Origin of the sequence: Stenotrophomonas sp. AG209 (assembly GCF_003550055.1) — a bacterium.
Taxonomy (GTDB): Bacteria; Pseudomonadota; Gammaproteobacteria; order Xanthomonadales; family Xanthomonadaceae; genus Stenotrophomonas.
Genome location: NZ_QXDB01000001.1, coordinates 1,956,936 through 1,979,095, shown reverse-complemented (window position 1 = coordinate 1,979,095; position 22,160 = coordinate 1,956,936). Strand labels below are relative to the sequence as shown.

25 protein-coding genes are annotated in these 22,160 nt (G+C 67.0%); 17 read left to right on the top strand and 8 right to left on the bottom strand.

Features of this window, described 5'->3' with window-relative positions:
• Positions 1 to 291 precede the first annotated feature (291 nt).
• On the top strand, positions 292 to 723 hold the full coding sequence (locus tag DFO63_RS09190; protein WP_049421412.1) for a CBS domain-containing protein: 432 nt from the start codon (positions 292 to 294) through the stop codon (positions 721 to 723).
• 66 nt (positions 724 to 789) lie between these two features.
• Here the strand turns inward: DFO63_RS09190 and DFO63_RS09185 are convergent, their stop codons facing one another.
• Together DFO63_RS09185 and gloA are read right to left on the bottom strand one after the other, a co-directional pair.
• Positions 790 to 1,218, bottom strand: a complete 429-nt coding sequence (locus DFO63_RS09185) for a VOC family protein (RefSeq protein ID WP_049444930.1) — start codon at positions 1,216 to 1,218, stop codon at positions 790 to 792.
• Positions 1,219 to 1,309: 91 nt separating this feature from the next.
• Entirely contained in the window at positions 1,310 to 1,825 is a 516-nt protein-coding gene (gene gloA / locus DFO63_RS09180; protein ID WP_101766108.1) for a lactoylglutathione lyase, read from the bottom strand.
• Positions 1,826 to 1,950: 125 nt separating this feature from the next.
• Between gloA and DFO63_RS09175 the strand changes: the two genes are divergently transcribed.
• Positions 1,951 to 3,063, top strand: a complete 1,113-nt coding sequence (locus tag DFO63_RS09175; RefSeq protein ID WP_049444934.1) for a PLP-dependent cysteine synthase family protein — start codon at positions 1,951 to 1,953, stop codon at positions 3,061 to 3,063.
• 69 nt (positions 3,064 to 3,132) lie between these two features.
• On the opposite strand, the gene DFO63_RS09170 is transcribed toward DFO63_RS09175, so the two are convergent.
• Positions 3,133 to 3,537: a hypothetical protein gene (locus DFO63_RS09170; protein WP_014038551.1), complete on the bottom strand. Its 405-nt coding sequence runs from the start codon at positions 3,535 to 3,537 to the stop codon at positions 3,133 to 3,135.
• Between the two features lie 165 nt (positions 3,538 to 3,702).
• On the opposite strand from DFO63_RS09170, the gene DFO63_RS09165 reads away from it, so the two are divergent.
• Positions 3,703 to 5,733 (top strand): M3 family metallopeptidase, encoded by a 2,031-nt coding sequence (locus DFO63_RS09165; protein WP_119006796.1) that lies wholly within the window; start codon positions 3,703 to 3,705, stop codon positions 5,731 to 5,733.
• Positions 5,734 to 5,902: 169 nt separating this feature from the next.
• On the opposite strand, the gene DFO63_RS09160 is transcribed toward DFO63_RS09165, so the two are convergent.
• The 3 genes from DFO63_RS09160 to DFO63_RS09150 form a co-directional block, all read right to left on the bottom strand.
• Positions 5,903 to 6,706 carry an SDR family oxidoreductase gene (locus tag DFO63_RS09160; protein ID WP_119006795.1) on the bottom strand — a complete coding sequence of 268 codons (804 nt, stop codon included), beginning with the start codon at positions 6,704 to 6,706 and terminating at the stop codon, positions 5,903 to 5,905.
• A complete protein-coding gene (locus tag DFO63_RS09155) occupies positions 6,703 to 7,269 on the bottom strand; it encodes a DUF1415 domain-containing protein (protein ID WP_032129027.1) in 567 nt (188 codons plus the stop codon). The genes DFO63_RS09160 and DFO63_RS09155 overlap by 4 nt, the downstream gene beginning before the upstream one ends.
• 101 nt (positions 7,270 to 7,370) lie before the next feature.
• Complete coding sequence (locus tag DFO63_RS09150) at positions 7,371 to 7,853, bottom strand: YajQ family cyclic di-GMP-binding protein (protein WP_014038547.1); 483 nt, start codon at positions 7,851 to 7,853, stop codon at positions 7,371 to 7,373.
• 186 nt (positions 7,854 to 8,039) lie between these two features.
• Here DFO63_RS09150 and DFO63_RS09145 point away from each other — a divergent pair, with 186 nt between their 5' ends.
• The 5 genes from DFO63_RS09145 to DFO63_RS09125 all read left to right on the top strand — a co-directional run bounded on the left by DFO63_RS09145 (position 8,040) and on the right by DFO63_RS09125 (position 11,624).
• A complete protein-coding gene (locus DFO63_RS09145) occupies positions 8,040 to 8,936 on the top strand; it encodes a DMT family transporter (RefSeq protein WP_049444938.1) in 897 nt (298 codons plus the stop codon).
• 210 nt (positions 8,937 to 9,146) lie between these two features.
• On the top strand, positions 9,147 to 10,154 hold the full coding sequence (locus tag DFO63_RS09140; RefSeq protein ID WP_014038545.1) for a methionine ABC transporter ATP-binding protein: 1,008 nt from the start codon (positions 9,147 to 9,149) through the stop codon (positions 10,152 to 10,154).
• A complete protein-coding gene (locus DFO63_RS09135; protein WP_014038544.1) occupies positions 10,151 to 10,840 on the top strand; it encodes a methionine ABC transporter permease in 690 nt (229 codons plus the stop codon). The genes DFO63_RS09140 and DFO63_RS09135 overlap by 4 nt, the downstream gene beginning before the upstream one ends.
• Before the next feature lie 195 nt (positions 10,841 to 11,035).
• Positions 11,036 to 11,314: a type II toxin-antitoxin system RelE/ParE family toxin gene (locus DFO63_RS09130; protein ID WP_049444941.1), complete on the top strand. Its 279-nt coding sequence runs from the start codon at positions 11,036 to 11,038 to the stop codon at positions 11,312 to 11,314.
• A gap of 10 nt (positions 11,315 to 11,324) precedes the next feature.
• Positions 11,325 to 11,624, top strand: a complete 300-nt coding sequence (locus tag DFO63_RS09125; RefSeq protein WP_006471116.1) for a HigA family addiction module antitoxin — start codon at positions 11,325 to 11,327, stop codon at positions 11,622 to 11,624.
• Between the two features lie 40 nt (positions 11,625 to 11,664).
• Here the strand turns inward: DFO63_RS09125 and DFO63_RS09120 are convergent, their stop codons facing one another.
• Positions 11,665 to 12,267: a lipocalin family protein gene (locus DFO63_RS09120; protein WP_049444944.1), complete on the bottom strand. Its 603-nt coding sequence runs from the start codon at positions 12,265 to 12,267 to the stop codon at positions 11,665 to 11,667.
• 127 nt (positions 12,268 to 12,394) lie between these two features.
• Here DFO63_RS09120 and DFO63_RS09115 point away from each other — a divergent pair, with 127 nt between their 5' ends.
• On the top strand, positions 12,395 to 12,718 hold the full coding sequence (locus DFO63_RS09115; RefSeq protein ID WP_119006794.1) for a hypothetical protein: 324 nt from the start codon (positions 12,395 to 12,397) through the stop codon (positions 12,716 to 12,718).
• A gap of 69 nt (positions 12,719 to 12,787) precedes the next feature.
• Entirely contained in the window at positions 12,788 to 14,884 is a 2,097-nt protein-coding gene (locus tag DFO63_RS09110; protein WP_049444948.1) for a prolyl oligopeptidase family serine peptidase, read from the top strand.
• 165 nt (positions 14,885 to 15,049) lie between these two features.
• On the opposite strand, the gene DFO63_RS09105 is transcribed toward DFO63_RS09110, so the two are convergent.
• A complete protein-coding gene (locus DFO63_RS09105; RefSeq protein ID WP_049445499.1) occupies positions 15,050 to 16,237 on the bottom strand; it encodes a pyridoxal phosphate-dependent aminotransferase in 1,188 nt (395 codons plus the stop codon).
• Positions 16,238 to 16,433: 196 nt separating this feature from the next.
• Between DFO63_RS09105 and DFO63_RS09100 the strand changes: the two genes are divergently transcribed.
• The 7 genes from DFO63_RS09100 (at position 16,434) to DFO63_RS09070 (ending at position 22,080) form a co-directional block, all read left to right on the top strand.
• Positions 16,434 to 18,545, top strand: coding sequence for an oligopeptidase B (locus DFO63_RS09100; protein ID WP_049443715.1), 2,112 nt, complete (start codon positions 16,434 to 16,436; stop codon positions 18,543 to 18,545).
• 54 nt (positions 18,546 to 18,599) lie between these two features.
• Positions 18,600 to 19,025 carry a YbaN family protein gene (locus DFO63_RS09095; protein ID WP_014038537.1) on the top strand — a complete coding sequence of 142 codons (426 nt, stop codon included), beginning with the start codon at positions 18,600 to 18,602 and terminating at the stop codon, positions 19,023 to 19,025.
• A gap of 82 nt (positions 19,026 to 19,107) precedes the next feature.
• Positions 19,108 to 19,380 carry a lipoprotein gene (locus DFO63_RS09090; protein ID WP_049443713.1) on the top strand — a complete coding sequence of 91 codons (273 nt, stop codon included), beginning with the start codon at positions 19,108 to 19,110 and terminating at the stop codon, positions 19,378 to 19,380.
• On the top strand, positions 19,373 to 20,224 hold the full coding sequence (gene dapF / locus DFO63_RS09085; RefSeq protein WP_049443711.1) for a diaminopimelate epimerase: 852 nt from the start codon (positions 19,373 to 19,375) through the stop codon (positions 20,222 to 20,224). The genes DFO63_RS09090 and dapF overlap by 8 nt, the downstream gene beginning before the upstream one ends.
• Positions 20,221 to 20,895: a DUF484 family protein gene (locus DFO63_RS09080; protein WP_049443709.1), complete on the top strand. Its 675-nt coding sequence runs from the start codon at positions 20,221 to 20,223 to the stop codon at positions 20,893 to 20,895. Before dapF ends, DFO63_RS09080 begins: the two co-directional genes overlap by 4 nt.
• Before the next feature lie 16 nt (positions 20,896 to 20,911).
• Positions 20,912 to 21,802 carry a tyrosine recombinase XerC gene (gene xerC / locus DFO63_RS09075; RefSeq protein ID WP_049443707.1) on the top strand — a complete coding sequence of 297 codons (891 nt, stop codon included), beginning with the start codon at positions 20,912 to 20,914 and terminating at the stop codon, positions 21,800 to 21,802.
• Between the two features lie 77 nt (positions 21,803 to 21,879).
• Positions 21,880 to 22,080: a DUF3079 domain-containing protein gene (locus DFO63_RS09070; RefSeq protein WP_049443881.1), complete on the top strand. Its 201-nt coding sequence runs from the start codon at positions 21,880 to 21,882 to the stop codon at positions 22,078 to 22,080.
• The last annotated feature ends 80 nt before the right edge of the window (positions 22,081 to 22,160 follow it).

The window sequence follows — 22,160 nt, the reverse complement described above, 5'->3', positions numbered from 1 at the left end:
AGCGTCGGTTTCAACCACGGTGCCATTCTCTGGATCGTCAGTAGGTTCCCACGACGAACTGTCCTATCGATGCCGGTAGTGACCGATGGTCGCAGTCGTAGAATCGATTTGACCGAGGTCCGGGTTGAGCGGTTGAGCCCACCTCGTTCGCGTTGCAGCACGTCGTCTGCCGATCCATTCCAAGCGGCAGAGGGGTGCGCCAGACGTGCGCTGAAAGGTCTGTTCCCGGGGAGGGGGCGTATCGGAAGAGCACACTTTTTTGACTTCAGTGACCTGCACCAGGAAACAAGAATGAACGTCCGCGAACTCCTGCAATCCAAGAAAGAAGCTGTCATCACCATCGACGCCGAAGACACCATCGGTGCCGCCGCCCACAAGATGAGCGCGAACAAGATCGCTGCGCTGGTGGTGATGAAGGACGATGCCCCGGTCGGCATCATTTCCGAAAAGGACATCGTGCGCACCCTGGCCGACGACGGCCCGCAGGCCGGCCGCCGGGTGATTTCCAGCCTGCCGTCCACCGGCCTGGAGGGCATTGCGCCGGAAGCGACCCTGAAGCAGGCCATGTCGTTGATGACGTACTCGCGGCGCCGTCATCTGATGGTCACTGAAGGCGCCCGCCTGGTCGGCATCCTCAGCCTGGGCGATATCGTGAAGAACCTGCTGGGCGAGCTGGAACTGGAAAAGGCCGTGCTTCAGGACATCTACATGGCCGCCCACTGAGGCTGCGGCACTGGAAGCAGAGAAGCCGGGCATTGCCCGGCTTCTTCGTTCACGGCATCGGTGAAATCAGAAAGTGACCTTCACCGAGTCGGCGCTGTAGTTCGCCGGGCCGTGGTAGACCACTTCGATGTTGTTGCCATCCGGATCGAGCACGAAGGCACCGTAGTAGCCCGGATGGTAGGGGCGTTCGCCTGGCGCGCCATTGTCGGTGCCGCCGGCAGCGATTGCGGCGGCATGGAAGGCATCGACGGTGGCGCTGTCGCGCGCCTGGAAGGCCAGATGGTGGCGGCCGGTCAGGTGGCCGGCGGCGGCCTCGCTGCTGGCGCTGGAAATGAACAGCTCGTCGGCCCAGAAGAAGTCCGGCCCTTTGCCACCCAGCGGGACGCCGATCGTATCGAACACCGCCTGGTAGAAGCGGCGGCTGGCGGCGAGGTCGCGTACGACCAGCTGGATGTGGTCGATCAGTCGCCCGCGGTGCAGTTCCATCGTTTCCATACGAACCTCGCAAAAAAGGGGACGGAGGGGATTAAGTCGCTTCCGGCCCAATAGTGCCAGAAACGACTTAATCCCCTCCGTCCCCTTTTTGTCAGTTGGCGATGATCTCGACCCAGTAGCCGTCCGGGTCCTTGATGAAGGCCAGGTTCTTCATGCGGCCGTCGGTCAGGCGCTTCTGGAAGGTCACGCCGAGGTCTTCGAAGCGCTGGCAGGCGGCTTCGATGTCCGGCACCGACACGCAGATGTGGCCGAAGCCGCGCGGGTCGCTGTTGCCGTCGTGGTAGACCGCGCCGTCCTGGCTCTCGGTACCGTGGTTGTGGGTCAGTTCCAGCACGCCCGGCAGGCCGGCCATCCACGCGCGGCGCTGGGCATCGTCTTCCGGTACCACCGCGCCGGCCGGCACGTAGGCCAGGAAGTACAGGCTGAACTGGGCGTCCGGGAAGTCGCGCTTGTCGATCAGCTGGTAGCCGAGCACGCGGGTGTAGAAGTCCAGCGAGGCGGTGATGTCCTTCACCCGCAGCATGGTGTGGTTGAACACGAAGCCGCTGGTTTCGGCCGGGGCCTGGGCGGCGACGCCGGGGATATCGCGCAGGGCGGGAATGGTCATGGGGGAGGTCCTTCAGACGGGGCCGTTGCCGGCCGGATGGCTTCATTCTACCGGCCCGCACCTGACGGCACCGCGACGTACAATGGGCGGATCGCACCGTTCCGTCCTGATAACGATTGCCCGCCATGTCGCAGCGTGAATGGGTGGCCGCCGCCATCCGCAAGATCGAAGCCGATTTCAACCGTTCCGCCGATACCCACCTGATCCCGCTGGCGCTGCCCGGGTTCGAGGGCATCGATCTGTACCTGAAGGACGAGTCGAGCCATCCCACCGGCAGCCTCAAGCACCGGCTGGCGCGCTCGCTGTTCCTGTATGCGTTGACCAACGGCTGGTTGCGCGAGGGGCGGCCGGTGATCGAGGCCTCCAGTGGATCGACCGCCGTCTCTGAAGCCTATTTCGCGCGCCTGCTGGGCCTGCCGTTCATTGCGGTGATCCCGGCGACCACCTCGCCGGAAAAGATCGCCGCGATCGAGTTCCACGGGGGCCGCTGCCACCTGGTCGAGCGTGCCTGCGACCTCAACTGTGATTCGGAAAAGCTGGCCCGCGAAACCGGCGGCCACTTCATGGACCAGTTCACCTATGCCGAGCGCGCTACCGACTGGCGCGCCAACAACAACATTGCCGAATCCATCTTCAAGCAGATGGCCGAGGAGCCCAGCCCGGTTCCGGAGTGGATCGTGTGCAGCCCCGGCACCGGCGGTACCGCCGCCACGCTGGGGCGTTATGTCAGCTATCGCCGGCATGACACCCGCATCCTGTGCGCGGACCCGGAAGTGTCGGTGTTCTTCGACGGCTACAAGGCTGCCGTGGCCGGTGAACAGGACTGGCGCGGACTGACCTGCAGCGGTGGCTCGCGCGTGGAAGGCATCGGCCGGCCACGGGTGGAGCCGAGTTTCATCCCGACCAGCGTCGATGCGATGGTGAAGGTGCCCGACGCGCTGAGCCTGGCCGCGATGCGCCATGTCAGCCGCCAGCTCGGACGCCGTGTCGGTGGCTCCACTGGCACCAATTTCATCGGCGTGCTGCAGGCGGCGCAATGGATGCGCGAGGCGGGCCACCAGGGCAGCATCGTCAGCATCCTGTGCGACAGCGGCGAGCGCTACGCGCAAAGCTATTACGATCCGTCGTGGTACGCGCGGCAGGGCATCGATGTCGACGGCGCCGATGCACAGTTGGCCGCAGCGGTGGCCGGGCAGGGGTTGCCGGAACTGCCGTGGTGCAGCCTGGAAGCGTTGTAGCGCCCTTGTAACGTCGAGCCATGCTCGACTCCGGGAAAGAGCCGTCGAGCATGGCTCGACGCTAGAGATTCAATACCCCGCTGCGGTGAACGCATCCAGCACCGCGTCGCGCAGCGCATCTGGCAAGGCCTCGATGTCCATTGCGCGGTCATCCAGGTGCAGGCTGGGGTCCAGGATGCTGGCACGGCCCTGGGCCAATGCCTGCAGCCACAGCAGCACGCAGATCACGAACTCGCGCTCGTGGCCCAGCTGCAGCTGGCTGGCGCCGCGCTCGACCACTTCGAACGGGTACCACTCCTGGGCGTCGTTGAAGGTGCCGCCCTGCTGCAGCACCGCCTGCAGCTGCTGCAGGTGGCGCGGGGCGTCATCGCCGGCATCGCACAGCGCGGCGATCCAGGTCAGTTCGGCCGGGCTGGCGGACAGCGCCAGCGACCGCGCCGGTGAGGTGGATGCAACTGCAGCCAGACCTTCCATGTGGGGCCTCGTTCGGTACCTACCGCTGCGGACTCCCCCGCAGCCAGAGCTTCGGTGCGTGACCGTAAGGCCGATGTGAATGCCGCGCCCCCTTGTCAGCCACGCCTGCCAGCGCCATATCTACCGGGCTGCCCGCCCGCCGGGCCCGTTTCCTGGAGATCTGCCGTGACCGTTGCCAACCCCCTGCTTGATGTTTCCGGCCTGCCGCGCTTCGAGGCGATCCGCCCCGAGCACGTCGCACCGGCGCTGGATGTGCTGCTGGCTGAGGCCGAAGCCGCCGTCAGCAAGGCCGAGCAGGTGCAGCCGGTGCGCTGGGAGACCTTCGTCGCCCCGCTGGACGATGCCACCGAGCGCCTGTGGCGCGCCTGGGGCCTGGTCGGCCACCTGCAGGGCGTGGTCAACACCCCGGAACTGCGTGAGGCCTACAACAGCAACCTGCCGCGGGTGACCCGCTTCGCCAGCGCGCTGGGCCAGAACCTGGCGCTGTACCGCCAGTACCAGGCACTGGCCGCCAGCCCGGAGGCCGCGCACTTCGACGAGGCCCAGCGCAAGGTGCTGGACAACACGCTGCGTGATTTCCGCCTGGGGGGGGCCGAGCTGGCGCCCGAGGCGCAGCAGCGCTTTGCTGCGATCAAGGAAGAGCTGTCGGCGCTGTCGGCGAAGTTCTCGCAGAACGTGCTCGATGCCACCGATGCGTGGTCGCTGATCATCGAGGACGAAGCACGACTGAAGGGGCTGCCGGAGGACGTGAAGGCTGCCGCGCACGCTGCGGCGGAAAAGGAGGGCAAGTCCGGCTGGAAGCTGACCCTGCAGATGCCGTGCTACCTGCCGGTGCAGACCTGGGCCGAAGACCGCGACCTGCGCGAGATCCTGTACCGCGCCAGCGCGCAGCGTGCATCCGAATTCGGCGATGACGCGCTGGACAACAGCAGCAACATCGACCGCATTCTCGCCCTGCGCGCGGAGCTGGCCGCGCTGCTCGGCTTCGCTTCGTACGGCGATTATTCGGTGGCGACCAAGATGGCGCAGGATCCGGCCGAAGTGCTGGGTTTCCTGCGCGACCTGGCCACGCGCGCCAAGCCGTTCGCCGCCAAGGACCGCGCCGAACTAGAGCAGTTCGCGCGCGAACAGTTGGGCATCGAGACACTGCAGGCCTGGGACCTGGCATTCGCCGCCGACCGCCTGAAGCAGGCGCGCTACAGCTATTCCGAGCAGGAGGTGAAGCAGTACTTCACCGAACCAAAGGTGCTGGGCGGCCTGTTCTCGGTGATCGAGCAGCTGTATGGCCTGCGCGTGCAGGAGGACAGTGCGCCGGTCTGGCATGAAGACGTGCGCTTCTTCCGCCTGGTCGATGCGCAGGGCGCGCTGGTGGGCCAGTTCTACCTGGACCTGTACGCACGCGAAGGCAAGCGCGGCGGTGCGTGGATGGACGATTGCCGCAACCGCCGCGAGCGTGCCGACGGCAGCGTGCAGACCCCGCTGGTCTACCTGGTGTGCAACTTTGGCCGTGGTGCCAACGGCAAGCCGGCGACCTTCAGCCACAACGAAGTAACCACGTTGTTCCATGAGATGGGCCACGGCCTGCACCAGCTGCTGACCCGCATCGGCGAACTGGGTGTGGCCGGCATCAACGGCGTGGAATGGGACGCGGTGGAGCTGCCCAGCCAGTTCATGGAGAACTTCTGCTGGGAATGGGACCACCTGCAGGGCATGACCGCGCATGTTGAAACGGGTGAGCCACTGCCGCGCGCGCTGTACGAGCGCATGCTGGCCGCGCGCAATTTCCACAGCGGCATGGCCACGGTGCGCCAGCTGGAATTCGGCCTGTTCGACATGCTGCTGCACAGCCAGTTCGAACCGGCGCAGGACAGCGTGCTGGCACTGCTGGACCGCGTGCGCGCGGAAGTGGCCGTGAACCACCCGCCGGTCTGGAATCGCTTCCCGCACCAGTTCAGCCATATCTTCGCCGGTGGTTACGCCGCGGGTTACTACAGCTACAAGTGGGCCGAAGTGCTCAGCGCCGATGCCTACGCCGCGTTCGAGGAAGCGCCGCAGGCACTGGCTGAAACCGGTGCACGCTTCCGCGATGAGATCCTGTCGCGTGGTGGCAGCCGCCCGGCGGCGGAGAACTTCAAGGCCTTCCGCGGCCGCGCACCGCAGATCGACGCGCTGCTGCGCCACTCGGGCATGGCGTAAGCCGTTGTGGTGGGTGCCAACCTGGGTTGGCACGTTACCGCTATCCACGCATGGCGTGGATCTACCGGAATGTTCGGACATGGCGTAACGCTTTGGTAGGCGCCAACCTTGGTTGGCGAAAAGCCCAGGCCAACCAAGGTTGGCCTCTACCTGGCGTCCCGGCTTGTGATCATTCGGCGTAGATCATCTTCCGGGTCATGCCGCCGTCGACGATGAAATCCTGGCCGGTGCTGAAACCGGACAGTGATGACAGCAGGTACACCGCCAGCGCGCCGATGTCTTCGGGGCGGCCAACCCGGCCGACCGGGTGCTGTGCCTGGTCGATGGCCGAGTACTCCGGCGCGTGTCGTCGCGAGGGGGCCTGCCAGGCGGTGGTTCCGACCCAGCCCGGACTGATGCTGTTGACCCGCACCGTTGGGCCGGCACTGATCGCCAGCGCATGGGTGAACGCCACCAGCCCACCTTTGGCCGCAGCGTAGGCCTCGCTGTGCGCTTCGGATTGCCAGGCGCGGGTCGAGGCGATGTTGATGATCGCGCCGGCAGCACTGGCCGTCAGCGCCGGTAGTGCGTGCTTGCTGCACAGGAAGGCACCGTGCAGCGAGGACAGCCGGCGCTGCCACTCGTTCCAGTCCATGTCCTGCAGCAGCGTGCCATGCGGTCCGGCGATGCCCGCGTTGTTGACCAGCCCGTCGATGCGGCCGAAACGCTGCAAGGCGACGGCGATGAAGTCGCGCACGCTGGCTTCGTCGGTGATGTCCAGGCGCTGGAATGCGGTGTCGTCACCGCGCTGCCATTCCGCCAGACACGCATCGCCGGCCTCCACGTCCAGGTCGCCGATCAGCACGCGTCCGCCGGCACCGAGCACCGCCTGGGCGATGCCACGGCCGATGCCGTTGGCGCCGCCGGTGACCAGCACCACCTTGCCCGACAGCGGCGCGGCCGGCCATGCGGCAATCGGCGGCACCGTGCTCACGTCAGGTCTTCGCCACGCAGGCGGCGATGCCAGCCGTCCACGCCGATGCGGTCCAGGGTCTGGATGTTGCGCTCGACGATCACGTCCGGGTCCGGATAGACATCCACCGCGCGCGCCACGCTGTCTTCGCGCAGCAGGTGCAGGGTGGGGAAGGGCGCGCGATTGGTATAGTTGCTGGCGTCGTCCGCGGCCACGCCGTCGAACTGGTAGTCCGGGTGGAAGCTGGCCACCTGCAGGATGCCCTGCAGGTCCAGTGCCTCGATCGCGGCGTCGGCGTTGTCGAGGAAATCGTTGTAGTCGAGGAAATCGGTCAGCACCTGCGGATGCACGATCAACGTGGTGTCGATCTGTTCGGCCGGCGTATCGCGCAGCAGCACCAGTTCCTCGGCCAGCTGCTCAACCAGGGCTTCTGGCGTGGTCGCATCGCTGAGCACGATGCGGACCTGGTCCTTCACATACACCGCCTTGGCGAACGGACACAGGTTCAGGCCGATGACGATGCGCTCCAGCCACAGGCGGGTGGCGGCGATCGGGTCATCGGTGGGCAGGTGGGAATCGGTCATGGCGGGCACGTCGGCTGGCGGGGCCGCCATTGTAGGCGCGTCGCTGGCAACGCGCCGTCGTACCTGCCGCTGGCAGCGCCGGGGCGTGCCCGGCGGATGCCTCAGTCGCGGAAGTTGTTGAACTGCAGCGGCAGCTCGAACTTGCCGGCCTTGAGCACGGCGATGGCGTCCTGCAGGTCGTCGCGCTTCTTGCCCTGCACGCGCAGCTTGTCGCCGTTGATCTGGCTTTCCACCTTCAGCTTGGCATCCTTCAGCGCCGCCGCGATCTTCTTGGCGATCTTCTGCTCGATGCCCTGCTTGACGGTGATCTTTTGCCGGGCCTGGGCCAGGTTGGTCTCGATGTCGCCGAACTCCAGGCTGAGCACGTCGATGCCGCGTGCGGCCAGGCGTGCGCGCAGGATGTCGTTCATCTGCTTGAGCTGGAACTCGGTCGGCGCGGTCTGGTTGATCACATCGCCATCGCGCTCGAACTTGGCGTCCACGCCCTTGAAGTCGAAGCGGGTGCTCAGTTCGCGGTTGGCCTGGTCGATGGCGTTGGTCAGCTCGTGGGTGTCGACTTCGGACACGACGTCGAAGGAAGGCATGGGCGATGCTCCGCAGGATTCAGTGGTGGCCATTCTATCGCGAGGGCCCGCATGACTGCCTTCTGTAGAGTCGAGCCATGCTCGACCGCTGTGTGAAGAACAGTCGAGCATGGCTCGACTCTACAGAAGGGCGGCAGTTGAGCATGGCTCGACTCTACAAGCCGGTGTGGTCGGCGATAATGGGCCATGAACGTGCAACGCTCCCCCTCGCGTGCGGTGGCCTGGATGGTCGCTGCGGTCGCCTGTTTCTCGCTGATGGACGCTGGCATGAAGCAGCTGTCGGCCAGCTATCCGACCCTGGAAGTGACCTTCCTGCGCGGCGCGGCCTCGTTGCCGTTCGTGCTGGTCTGGGTGCTGGCCAGCGCCGGGCCGCGCTCGCTGGTGCCGCGTCGCTGGGGCCTGCACCTGCTGCGTGGCGCGCTGGGCATGGCGATGATCGGCTGCTTCGTGTTCGCCCTGCGCGACCTGCCGCTGTCCACCGCCTACACCATCTATTTCGTCGCCCCGCTGCTGATCGCCGCACTGTCGGTGCCGCTGCTGGGCGAACGGGTCGGGCCGCGGCGTTGGGTCGCCATCGGCATTGGCCTGGTCGGCGTGCTGGTGGTGCTGCGACCGGGCGTCGACGGTTTCATCTCGGTGCCCGGCCTGATGGTGCTGGCCGCCGCCACCGCCTATGCCGTGGCGGCGATCACGGTCAGCCTGCTGACCCGCACCGATACCTCGCAGTCGATGGTGGTCTGGTTCCTGGTGATCATGGCCATCGGCGCCGGCCTGCTGTCCCTTCCCGGCTGGGTGCCGCTGCAGCTGGCGCATGCGCCGCTGATCGCCGGCATGGGCCTGGCCGGGGCGCTGGGCCAGATCGCCCTGACCAAGGCGTTCCAGCTGGGCGAGGCTTCGATGATCGCGCCCCTGGAATACAGCGGGCTGGTCTGGGTGATCGGCTGGGACCTGGCCTTCTGGGGCCAGCTGCCCGATGGCTATACCTGGGTGGGTGCGGCGATCATCGTCGCTTCCGGCCTGTACCTGCTGCACCGCGAGCGGGTGAACCGGCAGGAACCGCCGAAGCCGCTGGATCATCCCTGAGTCGGCTGGGCCAGGGAATGGGGTCAGAGCCCCTGCGGGGATCCGACCCCGGGGTCGGATCCCCGCAGGGGCTCTGACCCCAGCCAACGCGCCGGTGCGGGTGCCTTAGAACCAAAAGGAATAACATTCTGGCCCATGGCGCGGGCGCGCGACCGCCTGCGCTGGTAGGCTGCACGCCCCCTTCCGTCACCCAGCCGGTGAGCCACGCCCGTGATCGAGTTCCAGCGCCTGCACAAATCCTATGCCGTTGCCGGCCGCGAAGTCAGCGCGCTGCAACCGCTGGACCTGACCATCGAGGCCGGTGAGGTATTCGGCATCATCGGCCATTCCGGCGCTGGCAAGTCGACCCTGATCCGCATGATCAACCGCCTGGAAGAACCCAGCGGCGGACGGCTGCTGATCGGTGGCGAGGATGTCACCGCACTGGACGCGGATGGCCTGCGCACGCTGCGCCGGCGCATCGGCATGATCTTCCAGCACTTCAACCTGCTGTCGTCGCGCACGGTGGCCGGCAATGTCGCCTTCCCGCTGGAGCTGGCCGGCACGCCGAAGGCGGAGATCGACGCGCGCGTGGCCGAGCTGCTGCAGACCGTGGGCCTGGAAGCGCATGCGCAGAAGTACCCCGCACAGCTGTCCGGTGGCCAGAAGCAGCGCGTCGGCATCGCCCGTGCGCTGGCGACCCGCCCGCAGATCCTGCTGTGCGACGAGGCCACCAGCGCGCTGGATCCGCAGACCACGGCCTCGGTGCTGTCGCTGCTGTCGAAGATCAACCGCGAGCTGGGCCTGACCATCGTGCTGATCACCCACGAGATGGACGTGATCCGCCGTGTCTGCGACCGCGTTGCCGTCCTCGACGCCGGCCAGATGGTCGAGACCGGACCGGTTACCCGGGTGTTCCTGCATCCGCAGCACCCGACCACGCGCCGGTTCGTCAGCGAATCGGAGCACGTGGACGAAGGGGCGTTGCACCGCGATTTCGACGTGGTGGGCGGGCGCATCGTGCGCCTGACCTTCCTCGGCGGCGATACCTACGAACCCCTGCTCGGCAGCGTCGCGCGCCAGACCGGGGTCGACTACAACATCCTGTCCGGCCGCATCGACCGGATCAAGGACACCCCCTATGGCCAGCTGGTGGTCGCCCTGGTGGGCGGTGACCAGTCCGCCGCGCAGGCCGCCTTCGTGGCTGCCGGCGTGCATGTCGAGGAGCTGCGTCGATGATCATCGCCACTGCCGGCGGTTTCTTCCGCCACCTGGATGCGGGCAAGTGGGCCGACATCGGCCAGGCCACCATCGACACCCTGCTGATGCTGCTCGGTTCGCTGCCGCTGACCCTGGCCATCGGCCTGCCGCTGGGCGTGCTGCTGTACCTGTTCGGTGCGCCGCAGATGAAGCGCCGTCCGTTCGCCTATGGCGTGCTGGCGCTGGTGGTGAACCTGCTGCGCTCGGTGCCTTTCATCATCCTGATGATCGTGCTGATTCCGGTCACGCTGTTCCTGATGGGAACGTCGCTGGGCGTGCGCGGCGCGATCGTGCCGCTGGTGATCGGCGCGGCGCCCTTCTATGCGCGCCTGGTCGAGACCGCGTTGCGCGAAGTGGACCGTGGCGTGATCGAGGCGACCCAGGCGATGGGCGCCACCACCTGGCAGCTGGTCACCCGGGTGCTGCTGCCGGAAGCGCGGCCGGGCCTGATCGCCGGTGCGACGGTCACCACCGTGGCCCTGATCGGCTTCACCGCGATGGGCGGTGCGATCGGTTCCGGCGGCCTTGGTGACCTGGCGTTCCGCGATGGCTACCAGCGTTCGCACACCGACGTGGCCCTGGTTACCGTGGTCCTGCTGCTGGTGCTGGTGCAGCTGCTGCAGATGCTCGGCGACCGCCTGGTCGCGCATTACAGCCGCAAGTAACGGGCGCCGGGCATCGTTCGGGTAGTGCCGGCCGTTGGCCGGCAGCCTGTAGCCTGCAGAGTGTCGATATTGTGCCTGTCATAGCGCCAGGCTCTGGAAGCCGCCACGCCCATCAGGAATCGATATCGCCAGACTGGGACTGGCAGCACATCGCGTTCCTTGGTATGTTCCGTTAAACGTAATACGTTTTGCGGAATGATCCGTTCATTCCGCTGCAAGCAGACCCGCGCCCTGTTTGAAGGAACCTGCCCACGCGCCTGGCGCCAGATCCGGCGAGTGGCGGAACGCAAACTGCAGCTGCTCGACTCGGCACAGACGTTGGCCTTCCTGCGCAGCCCGCCCGGGAATCGTCTTGAGGCGCTGTCAGGCGATCGAAGAGGGCAGTACAGCCTTCGCATCAGCAATCAATGGCGGCTCTGCTTTACCTGGACCGACGGCGGCGCCGATGCCGTGGAAATTGTTGACTATCACTGAGGTGCCCGCCATGAAGCGTCCCCACAACGGCATGCGCGCCATCCATCCTGGCGAGATCCTGCGCGAAGAGTTCCTGCTGCCCCTGGCGCTGAGCGTGAATGCGCTGGCGAAGGCCCTGGATGTGCCCGCAACGCGACTGCACGCCATCGTGCACGGCCAACGCAGCATTTCGGCGGACACTGCAGCGCGGCTGGCGCGGCATTTTGGTGGGGATGCCGCGTCCTGGCTCGCGATGCAGGCGGCCTACGATCTCAAGACATTGCCAACGCGCAGCGAAATCGAACGCCGGGTGCAGCCACGCGCGGCGTGAAGTCCGGGCGCACGGACCCGGTTCCGCACCCGCGATCCGATCAACGCGCGTTCGGTACTTCGTAGCCCAGCTTGCCGACCTGTTCCGGATGCTGCGGCACGCGCTTGAGCTTGTCGGTGTTCACGCCGTACTCGTCGCGCAGGCGCTCGGCCAGCTCCTTGTACAGGGCCTTGTCCATGTCCGGCTTGCGCGCGAAGATCCAGGCCATCTCGCGGCCCGGATAACCGATCAGTGCCCACGAGTAGTCGGGGGCGACTTCCAGCACCCGCGAATGGGTCGGCACCACGCGATAGAACCAGGTTCGCCAGCCGTGGTTGCCGCTGTCCGGATCGACGCTGGCACGTGCGCGTATTTCCTGCAGCGGTTCGCCGAAGCCATCACGGTAGCGGTAGGTGATGCCGACCTTGTGCTCGTCGCGCAGCTCGTACTCGTTGACGCTGGCGACATGCCCGCGTTCGATGAAGTTCGGCACGCGGCCGATCACATACCAGGTGCCCATGAAGCGCTTCAGGTCGATCGGCGCCCCCGGGGCGGCCGCGTCGGTGGCGCTGGCGCGGGGCGACGGCGGCTCACTGGCGGCCATGGCAGGACCTGCCAGGGACAGAGCCAGCAGCACGGCGCAGAACGGGCGGATCGAAGTCATGCGGGAGCGGGCTCCAGTGGGCTTGCACGCGCATGGTCGACTGTGTGCACGCGATCCGTCAATGGTGTCGCATCCTGTGAGAAGGGGCTTGCCCAAGCTGTGTTGCATTGTCTACCGGAGAAGCCCCATGAATGCTCGTTCCGTCCCTCGCCCTGCAACTGAACGCGTCATCGAACGCGCCGACCCGCGCCTGCTGCGCGGCGTGCAACAGCTGGCCCTGGCCGGACTGGCGCTGGTACTGGTCTGGCCGGCGGCACGTGGCAGCAGCGCATGGCTGGGCTGGCTGCCGATGTGGCTGGTGGGCATGCCGCTCACGGCCTGGTGGGCGCTGCTGCGCTTTCCGCTGCCGCGCCTGTCATGGCGGCGGCTGGCGCGGCGTACCGGTGGACAGGCGCGCCGTCGGCCGGCTCCCGCCGCACGCGGCCGGCGCAGTCCGGCGGCCACGGCCTGACCTTCGACACGGGGGAGGCTGCGACATTCCGTGCTAGCGTTCCACGGCTTATGACTGCCTGGAGCTGCAATGTCACGACTCGCTTCCGCCTGCCTGTTGGCCGGCATGATGACCGCTGCCTCGGTGGGGACCGCCGTGGCCGCTGAAGACACCGATCGCTACGCCTGGCTGGAGGACGTCACCGGCGACAAGCCACTGTCCTGGGTCAAGGAACAGAATGCCAAGTCCGAGGCGCGCCTGGCGCAGACTCCGGCCTTCAAGCAGATGGAGACCAGCATCCGCGAGGTGCTCGACTCCGATGCCAAGATCCCCGGCGTGCAGAAGATCGGCGACTACTACTACAACTTCTGGAAGGACCAGCAGCACGAGCGCGGCCTGTGGCGCCGCACCACCCTGGCCGAGTACCGCAAGGCCTCGCCGCAGTGGGAAACCGTGCTCGACCTGGATGCGCTGAACAAGGCCGAGGGTGAGAACTGGGTCTGGCACGGCGCCGATTGCCTGCGCCCGGATTACAGCCGCTGCCTGATCGCGCTGTCGCGCGGCGGCGCCGACGCCGACGTCACCCGTGAGTTCGACCTGGCCAACAAGACCTGGATCAAGGACGGCTTCTTCCGTCCGGAGTCGAAGGGTGGCCTCAACTGGGTCGACCGCGACACCGTGTTCGTCTACACCGACTTCGGTGCCGGCACGATGACCACGTCCGGCTATCCGCGCGTGGCCAAGCTGTGGAAGCGCGGCACGCCGATGGCCTCGGCCACCGTGGTGTACGAAGGCAAGCCGGAAGACATGTACATCGCGGCGATGCACGATGACACCCCGGGCTTCGAGCGCAACCTGGTCAGCCGCACGCTGGCGTTCTACAACAACGAGCTCTACCTGCGTGGCGACGACGGCACGCTGACCAAGATCGACGCGCCGAACTCTGCCGAGAAGGGCCTGCACAAGCAGTGGCTGACCCTGGAACTGCGCGATCCGTGGACCGTGGGCGGCAAAACCTACGCGTCCGGTTCGCTGCTGGCGACGAAGCTGGACGACTTCCTGGCCGGCAAGCGCGACTTCGAGGTGCTGTTCACCCCGACCGCGACCACCTCGCTGGCCAGCGCCACCTGGACCAAAAGCCACCTGGTGCTGAACGTGCTGGATGACGTCAAGAACCGCCTGTCAGTGCTGACCCCGGGCGCAGATGGCTGGAAGACCAGCCGCTTCGTCGGCGCGCCGGCCTTCGGCACGCTGGCCGTGGGCGCGGTGGACAGCAATGACAGCGACGCGGTGTGGCTGACCGCCACCGACTACCTGACCCCAACCACGCTGGCGCTGGCCGAGATCGGCCAGGCACCGGAAACGCTGAAGACCATGCCGGCCTTCTTCGATGCCAAGGGCAAGGTGATCGAGCAGCACTTCGCCACCAGCAAGGACGGCACCCGCGTGCCGTACTTCGTGGTGCACGACAGGGCGATGAAGCTCGATGGCTCCAATCCGACCCTGCTGTACGGCTACGGTGGTTTCGAGATCTCGCTGACCCCGAGCTATTCCGGTGGCATGGGTCGCGCCTGGCTGGAGAAGGGCGGCGTGTACGTGGTCGCCAACATCCGTGGCGGCGGCGAGTACGGCCCGCGCTGGCACCAGGCGGCGCTGAAGCAGAACCGCCACAAGGCCTATGAAGACATGGCCGCCGTGGCACGGGACCTGGTCAAGCGCAAGATCACCTCCGCCAAGCACCTGGGCGTGCAGGGCGGCAGCAACGGTGGCCTGCTGACCGGCAACATGCTGACCCAGTACCCGGAACTGTTCGGTGCGGTGGTGGTGCAGGTGCCGCTGCTGGACATGAAGCGCTACAGCCACCTGTTGGCCGGCGCCTCGTGGATGGCCGAGTACGGCAACCCGGACACCAGCGACTGGGAGTTCATCAAGACCTTCTCGCCGTACCACTTGTTCAACGCGAAGAAGAACTACCCGCCGGTGCTGTTCACCACCTCCACCCGCGATGACCGCGTGCACCCGGGCCACGCCCGCAAGATGGCGGCGAAGATGATCGACGCCGGCAAGGACGTGACCTACTACGAGAACATCGAAGGTGGCCACGGCGGCGCAGCCAACAACGCGCAGGCCGCGCACATGTCGGCGCTGGCCTACAGCTTCCTGTGGGAGCGGTTGGGCGGCAAGTAAGCAGAACGGAAAACGCCGCCCTCGGGCGGCGTTTTTCTTTGGGGCCACATATCCACGCATGGCGTGGATCTACCCATGAACGTCACGCATGGCGTGGATCTACCTATGTACCGTGCGCTGGAACAGTAGATCCACGCCATGCGTGGATGCCGTTCGCGCGGACGATCAGCCGCTCCAGCGCTTCAACCCACGCGCGATGCGCGCCACCGCCTCCTGCAACCGCGGCACTTCCTGGGTGTATGCCAGCCGCACATGCTGGTTGGCGCGGTGGAAGCCGAAGTCCAGGCCCGGGGTGAACGCCACGTGCTCGGTTTCCAGGAAGTGCGCGCAGAACGCCTGCGCGTCGTCGGTGAAGGCGCTGACATCGGCGTACAGGTAGAACGCGCCCTGCGGCTCGACCTCGATGCGGAAGCCCAGCTCACGCAGCGCGGGCAGCAGGAAGTCACGGCGCTGCCGGAACGCCTCGCGGCGCTGTTCGAAGATCGCCATCGATTCCTCGCTGAAGCAGGCCAGCGCGGCATGCTGGGCAATGCTCGATGCGCTGATGTACAGGTTCTGCGCCAGCTTCTCCAGATCGGGTACCGCTGACGGCGGTGCCACCAGCCAGCCCAGCCGCCAGCCGGTCATGCCGAAGTACTTGGAGAAACTGTTCAGCACGAACGCGCTGTCGTCCACCTGCAGCACGCTGGGTGCATCCAGGCCGTAGGTCAGGCCGTGATAGATCTCGTCCACCACCAGGTGGCCGCCCCGCGCGTGCAGGGTCTGCGACAGGGCGGCCAGTTCGTCGGCGGACAGCACGGTGCCGGTCGGATTGGCCGGTGAGGCGACCAGCGCGCCGACGCTGTCGGCATTCCAGTGCTGTTCCACCAGGGACGGGGTCAGCTGGTAAGCGGTGTCCGGGCCGACCGGCACCAGCTGTGCGCCGCCTTCGACGAGGCGCAGGAAGTGGCGGTTGCAGGGGTAGCCGGGGTCGGCCAGCAGCCAGTGGCGGCCGGGATCGACCAGCAGGCTGCTGGCCAGCAGCAGCGCACCGGACCCGCCCGGGGTGACCAGGATGCGTTCGGGATCGATGTCCAGCCCATAGTGGCTGCGATAGAAGCCGCTGATCGCCTGCCGCAGTGCCGGCAGGCCACGCGCGGCGGTGTAGCGGGTGTGGCCGGCGGCCAGTGCGGCCTGGCCGGCACGCACGACGGGTTCGGCGGTGGTGAAGTCCGGTTCGCCGATTTCCAGGTGGATCACATCGTGGCCGGCCTGCTCCAGCGCCTGTGCGCGGGCCAGCAGGGACATCACGTGGAACGGGGCGATTTCATGGCTGCGCCGGCTGTAGCCCGGCGTGTGGGGCAGGGTACTCATATGCCCATGGTACGCCGCGCGCGGGGAGCATGCGTTTGGGTAGTGCCGGCCGCTGGCCGGCATTCCGACCCATTCCGGAGTTCATGAGGTTGCCGGCCAGCGGCCGGCACTACCGGCAGGGTTGCCGGCAGTCCTTCCGCGACCCAGACTCGGACACAAGGACGCCATTGCATTGCCGCTCAAGGAGCCTTATCTCATGAAATCCACCCTCTGCCTGTTACTCGCCAGCCTGATGACCACCACTGCTACCGCCGCCACGCCGCCCGTTCCGCCGGATGCCGCCAAGCATCCGCATGTGGTCAAGGCGCCGTTCGGCGCGACCCGCAACGATGACTATTACTGGCTGCGCGACGACAAGCGCGAGAACAAGGAGATGCTGGCCTACCTGCAGGCCGAGAATGCCTACGCCGACCAGCTGCTGGCACCACTGAAGCCGCTGGAAGACACCCTGTACAAGGAGATCGTCGGCCGCATCAAGCAGGACGATTCCAGCGTGCCGGCGCGCGAGCGCGGCTACTGGTACTACAGCCGCTTCGAGACCGGCCAGGACTACCCCATCCACGCGCGCCGCAAGGGCAGCATGGAGGCGGCCGAGGAAATCCTGCTGGACGTCAACGCGATGGCCGCCGGCAAGGGCTACTTCAGCGTCGGCTCGATGGAAGTGAGCCAGGACAACCAGCTGCTGGCCTGGGCCGATGACGATGTCGGCCGCCGCCAGTACACGATCCGCTTCAAGGACCTGGCCACCGGCCAGGTGCTGCCCGATGTGATCACCGGCAGTTCCGGCGACCTGGTCTGGGCCGACGACAACCGCACCGTGCTGTACGTCGAGAACGATCCGGAAACGCTGTTGACCGTGCGCGTCAAGAAACACGTGCTGGGCACCCCGGCCAGCACCGACACCGTCGTCTACGAAGAGAAGGACGACAGCTTCTACATGGGCATCGGCCGCACCCGCGACGATCGCTTCATCACCATCGGCGTGCACAGCACCGTGTCCTCGGAAGAGCGCTACGCGCCGGCCAGCGACCCGACCACCTTCACCGTGCTGGCGCCGCGCCAGCGTGATGTCGAGTACGACGCCGACCACTACGACGGCCGCTGGGTGATCCGCACCAACGACGGTGCGAAGAATTTCAAGCTGGTCACCGCACCGACCGATGCCACCTCGCGCGCGCAGTGGAAGGACTGGATCGCGCACGACGATGCGGTGTTCATCGAAGGCTTCGAGCTGTTCGACAGCTACACCGCCATCGCCGAACGGTCCGAGGGCCTGGAGCGCATCCGCCTGCTGTTCAAGGATGGCCGCAGCGACTACGTGAAGGCCGATGAGCCGGCGTATTCGATGGGCTTGGGCGACAACACCGAGGCCGATACGCCGTGGCTGCGCTACGTCTACACCTCGATGACCACCCCGACCACCGTGTTCGAGCTGAATACCGCCACCGGCGAGCGTCGCCAGCTGAAGCAGCAGCCGGTGATTGGCTATGACGCCTCGAAGTACGAGACCGACCGCGTCTGGATCACCGCTCGCGATGGCGTGAAGGTGCCGGTGTCGCTGGTCTACCGCAAGGGCTACCAGAAGGACGGCAAGGGTGCGCTGTTCCAGTACGCCTACGGCAGCTACGGCATGTCGATGGACCCGTACTTCAACCAGACCGCGGTGAGCCTGCTCGATCGTGGCGTGGTGTATGCCATCGCCCACATCCGCGGCGGCCAGGAGATGGGGCGCGACTGGTACGAGAACGGCAAGCTGCTGCACAAGCAGAACACCTTCAACGACTTCGTCGACGTCACCCGTGGCCTGGTGGCGCAGGGCTGGGCGGCGAAGGATCGCGTGGCCGCGTCCGGCGGCAGCGCCGGTGGCCTGCTGATGGGTGCCGTGGCCAACCAGGCTCCGCAGAATTACCGGGTGATGGTGGCGCAGGTGCCGTTCGTCGACGTGGTCACCACCATGCTCGACCCGACCATTCCGCTGACCACCAACGAATACGACGAGTGGGGCAACCCGGAGCAGAAGCAGTACTACGACTACATGCTGTCCTACTCGCCCTACGACAACGTGAAGCCGCAGGCCTACCCGGCGCTGTTCGTGGGCACCGGCCTGTGGGATTCGCAGGTGCAGTACTGGGAGCCGGCCAAGTGGGTGGCCAAGCTGCGTGACGACAACACCGGCCACTACCCGATCCTGTTCCGCACCAACATGGAAGCCGGCCACGGTGGCAAGTCGGGGCGCTTCCAGCGCTATCGGGAGCTGTCCGAGTCTTACGCGTTCGTGCTGCAGCAGCTGGGCATCGCCCAGCCGTAACGGCGAAGGGGTGCCGGGCGCTGCCGGGCACCCCGAACCGGTATCCTTGCGGCCATGAGCCTGCCCGAGCCATCTGCACCCCGCGATACCGCCACGCCGCCGCGCGTGGTGCGTTTCCGTTGGGCGTGGTGGCTGCTGGCCTACGTCAGCCTCGGCACCGGCATCGTCGGCATCTTCGTTCCGGGCCTGCCGACCACCGTATTCATCCTGATCTCGGCCTGGGCTGCATCACGTGGCTCCGAACGCCTGCACACCTGGTTGCTGCAGCATCCGCGCTTCGGCCCGGCCATCGCCAACTGGCAGGCGCACGGTGCGGTCAGCCGCTACGGCAAGTGGATGGCCACGATCACCATGGCGGTGTGCGCCGCGATCATGCTGTGGTGCGTGCCGATCGCCTGGGTGAAGTGGTTCTCGATCGGCAGCATGACCGTGGTGGCGATCTGGCTGTGGACGCGGCCGCTGCCACCGCCCGCGGATTGAGCGCCTGCGGGAGTGCCGGCCGCTGGCCGGCAACCCGATCCCCTGCACGAACCGCTCAGCCGCCAATGGCTATACTCGGGGCATGAAGATCCCCCATCGAAACGCCATCCTGATTCCGCTGGCAGCGGCCTCGCTGCTGCTCCTCGCCGCCTGCGGCAACAAGGGCCCGCTGGTACTGCCGCAGAAGCCGGTGCCGGTGGAAGAAACCGTCGAACCCGCAGCCGAGCCCGCCACCGAGGCGACCCCGGCGGAGACCCAGGGAACCGCTACCCCGGCCACGACCGTGGACCCGGCTGCACCGGCCACCCAGCCGGCACCCGCGCCAGCGAAGAAGGCGGGCAGCGGGAATGAGTAAGGCCGGTTCCAAGGCCCTGCGCTTCAGCAAGATGCATGGCGCGGGCAATGATTTCGTAGTGATCGACCTGCGTGATGGCACTGCGCCGCCCACGCCTGAACTGGCCGCGCGCCTGGCCGACCGCCACACCGGCGTTGGCTGCGACCAGATCCTGACCATCGAGGCGCCGCGTGCGGACGGTTCGGTGGCCTCGTACCGCATCTGGAATGCCGACGGTTCCAACTCGGAACAGTGCGGCAACGGCGCACGCTGCATCGCCGCCTGGCTGGTGCGCGAGGGCAGTGCGCAGGGCGATGCATTCGTCATCGACAGCCCGCTGGCCAGCCATGAAGTGAAGGTGCTGGGCGAGGGGCAGTTTGCGGTGACGATGGGGGTGCCCGCCTTCGAGCCGGGCAACGTGCCGCTGATGGGTTTTGCACACCCGCGCGAGGAATACCTGCTGCCGCTGCAGGGCGAGAGCGTACGCTTCGCCGCGGTGTCGATGGGCAATCCGCATGCGGTGATCGAAGTGGGCCTGATCGATGCCGCACCGGTCGAGCGCGTCGGTGCGCTGCTGCAGCAGCATGCGTCGTTCCCGCGCTCGGTGAACGTGGGCTTCGCCCAGGTGATGAGCCCGGCGCACGCCCGCCTGCGCGTGTTCGAGCGCGGCGTTGGCGAAACCCTGGCCTGCGGCAGTGGTGCCTGCGCCGCCGCGGTGACCCTGATGCAGCGTGGCCGCCTGCAGCGCGATGCGCGCATCAGCCTGCCCGGTGGCGACCTGCGCATCCAGTGGCCGGGCGATGGCCAGCCGGTGGTGATGGCCGGCCCGACCGCATTCGTCTTCGAAGGGGAGTGGATCGCATGACCGAAACCGTCGACAAGCTCGGGGCCCATGAAGTCGCTGCCTGGTTGCGGCGTCATCCCGGCTTCCTCAAGCAGTTCCCGGACCTGGCCCTGACCCTGGTGGTGCCGCGCGACGACGGCCCGACCGCGTCGCTGGCCAGCTACCAGCTGGAAGTGCTGCGCGAGAAGAACCGCGAGCTGGCACGACGGTTGGCCGATCTGGGCGCGACCGCCCAGGTCAATGAACGCCTGGCGGTGCGCACGCACCAGCTGACCCTGGCGCTGATGAAGCAGGACAACGCCGCCGACACCCTGCGTGCGATGGCCGCATCGCTGCAGGAAGACTTCGCCGGTGACCTGGTGCGGCTGGTGGTGCATGCGCCGGTGGCCGGGCTGGAACAGGCCGACTGGCTGCAGGTGATTGCCGCTGACGATCCGCAGCTGGGCCCGTTCCGCGATTGCCTGAACGACGGCGAGCCGATCTGTGGCCGCCTGCAGCCGGAAAAGAATGCCGTGCTGTACGGCGTGCGCAGCGAGGAAGTGCAGACCACCGCGCTGCTGCCGCTGCCGGGCGTCGGCCTGATCGCGGTCGGCAGCCACGATCCGAATCGCTTCTACCCGGGCATGGGGACGTTGTTCCTGCGCATGATGGGCGACGCGCTGGTCACCGGCCTGAAGCGCTTCCCCGGCTGAGCAGGGCACGTCGACGATGAGCGCGGTACAGGCCTTCCTGCAGCACCTGCAGGTGGAGCGGCGGATGTCGGCCCATACGCTCGACGCCTACCGCCGCGACCTGGACGCGCTGTCGGCCTGGGCCGCGCCGCGTGGCATGGCAGTGGAGGCACTGGATGCCGACGCGGTGCGCCAGTTCGTCGCCGACGAGCACCGGCGTGGCCTGTCGGCCAAGAGCCTGCAACGCCGCTTGTCGGCCTGCCGCAGTTTCTACGCCTGGCTGCTCAAGCACGGGCGCATCGAGGTCAGTCCGGCAGCGACGCTGAAGGCGCCGCGCGCGCCGCGCCGCTTGCCCCAGGTGCTTGATGCCGACGAAGCCGTGCAGCTGGTCGAGCTGGAGCCGGAAGGTGAACTCGGCCGCCGTGACCGCGCGCTGCTGGAACTGTTCTATTCCTCCGGCCTGCGCCTGAGCGAAGTCTGCGCGCTGACCTGGCGTGACCTGGATTTCGACAGCGGCCTGGTCAACGTGCTGGGCAAGGGCAACCGCCAGCGCCGGGTGCCGTTCGGCTGGCCCGCACGCGAGGCGTTGCAGGCATGGCGTGCGGAAAGTGGCGGCGGTCCGGCCTCGCCGGTGTTCCCCGGCCGCAACGGGCCGATCAGCCAACGCGCGGTGCAGATCCGCATCCGCCAGCTGGCGCAGCGCCAGGGCCTGTTCAAGCACGTGCACCCGCACATGCTGCGGCACAGTTTCGCCAGCCACATCCTGGAATCGTCCGGCGACCTGCGCGGTGTGCAGGAGCTGCTCGGCCACGCCGACATCGCCACGACGCAGATCTACACCCACCTCGATTTCCAGCACCTGGCCAAGGTCTACGACGCCGCGCATCCGCGCGCCAAGCGCCGCAGCAGGGACGACAAGGCTGAATAGCCTGCCCTTGATCTGGATCAGGGCAGGTCGGATGCAACCGGCGCACCGTGGCCGCAGGCCACGAGGACACCGCCGCCATGGCGAAGCCCATACCGTTGCATCCCAGACACCCCGAGCGCATCTGCTGGGGCTGCGACCGTTACTGCGCCGCTGAAGCGCTGGCCTGCGGCAATGGCTCCGGCCGCACCCAGCATCCGATCGAGACGCAGGGTGAAGACTGGTACCTCGCCTGGGGCATCGAGCCGAATCCGGACCGGCCTTCGCAGGCCAAGCGCTGAACGGCAGGCGTTCCACGTTCGGGCGGCGGGGTCCGCGCGCATTCCGATGCGCTCGTTAAAAGGGCGCCCTCTTCCCATGG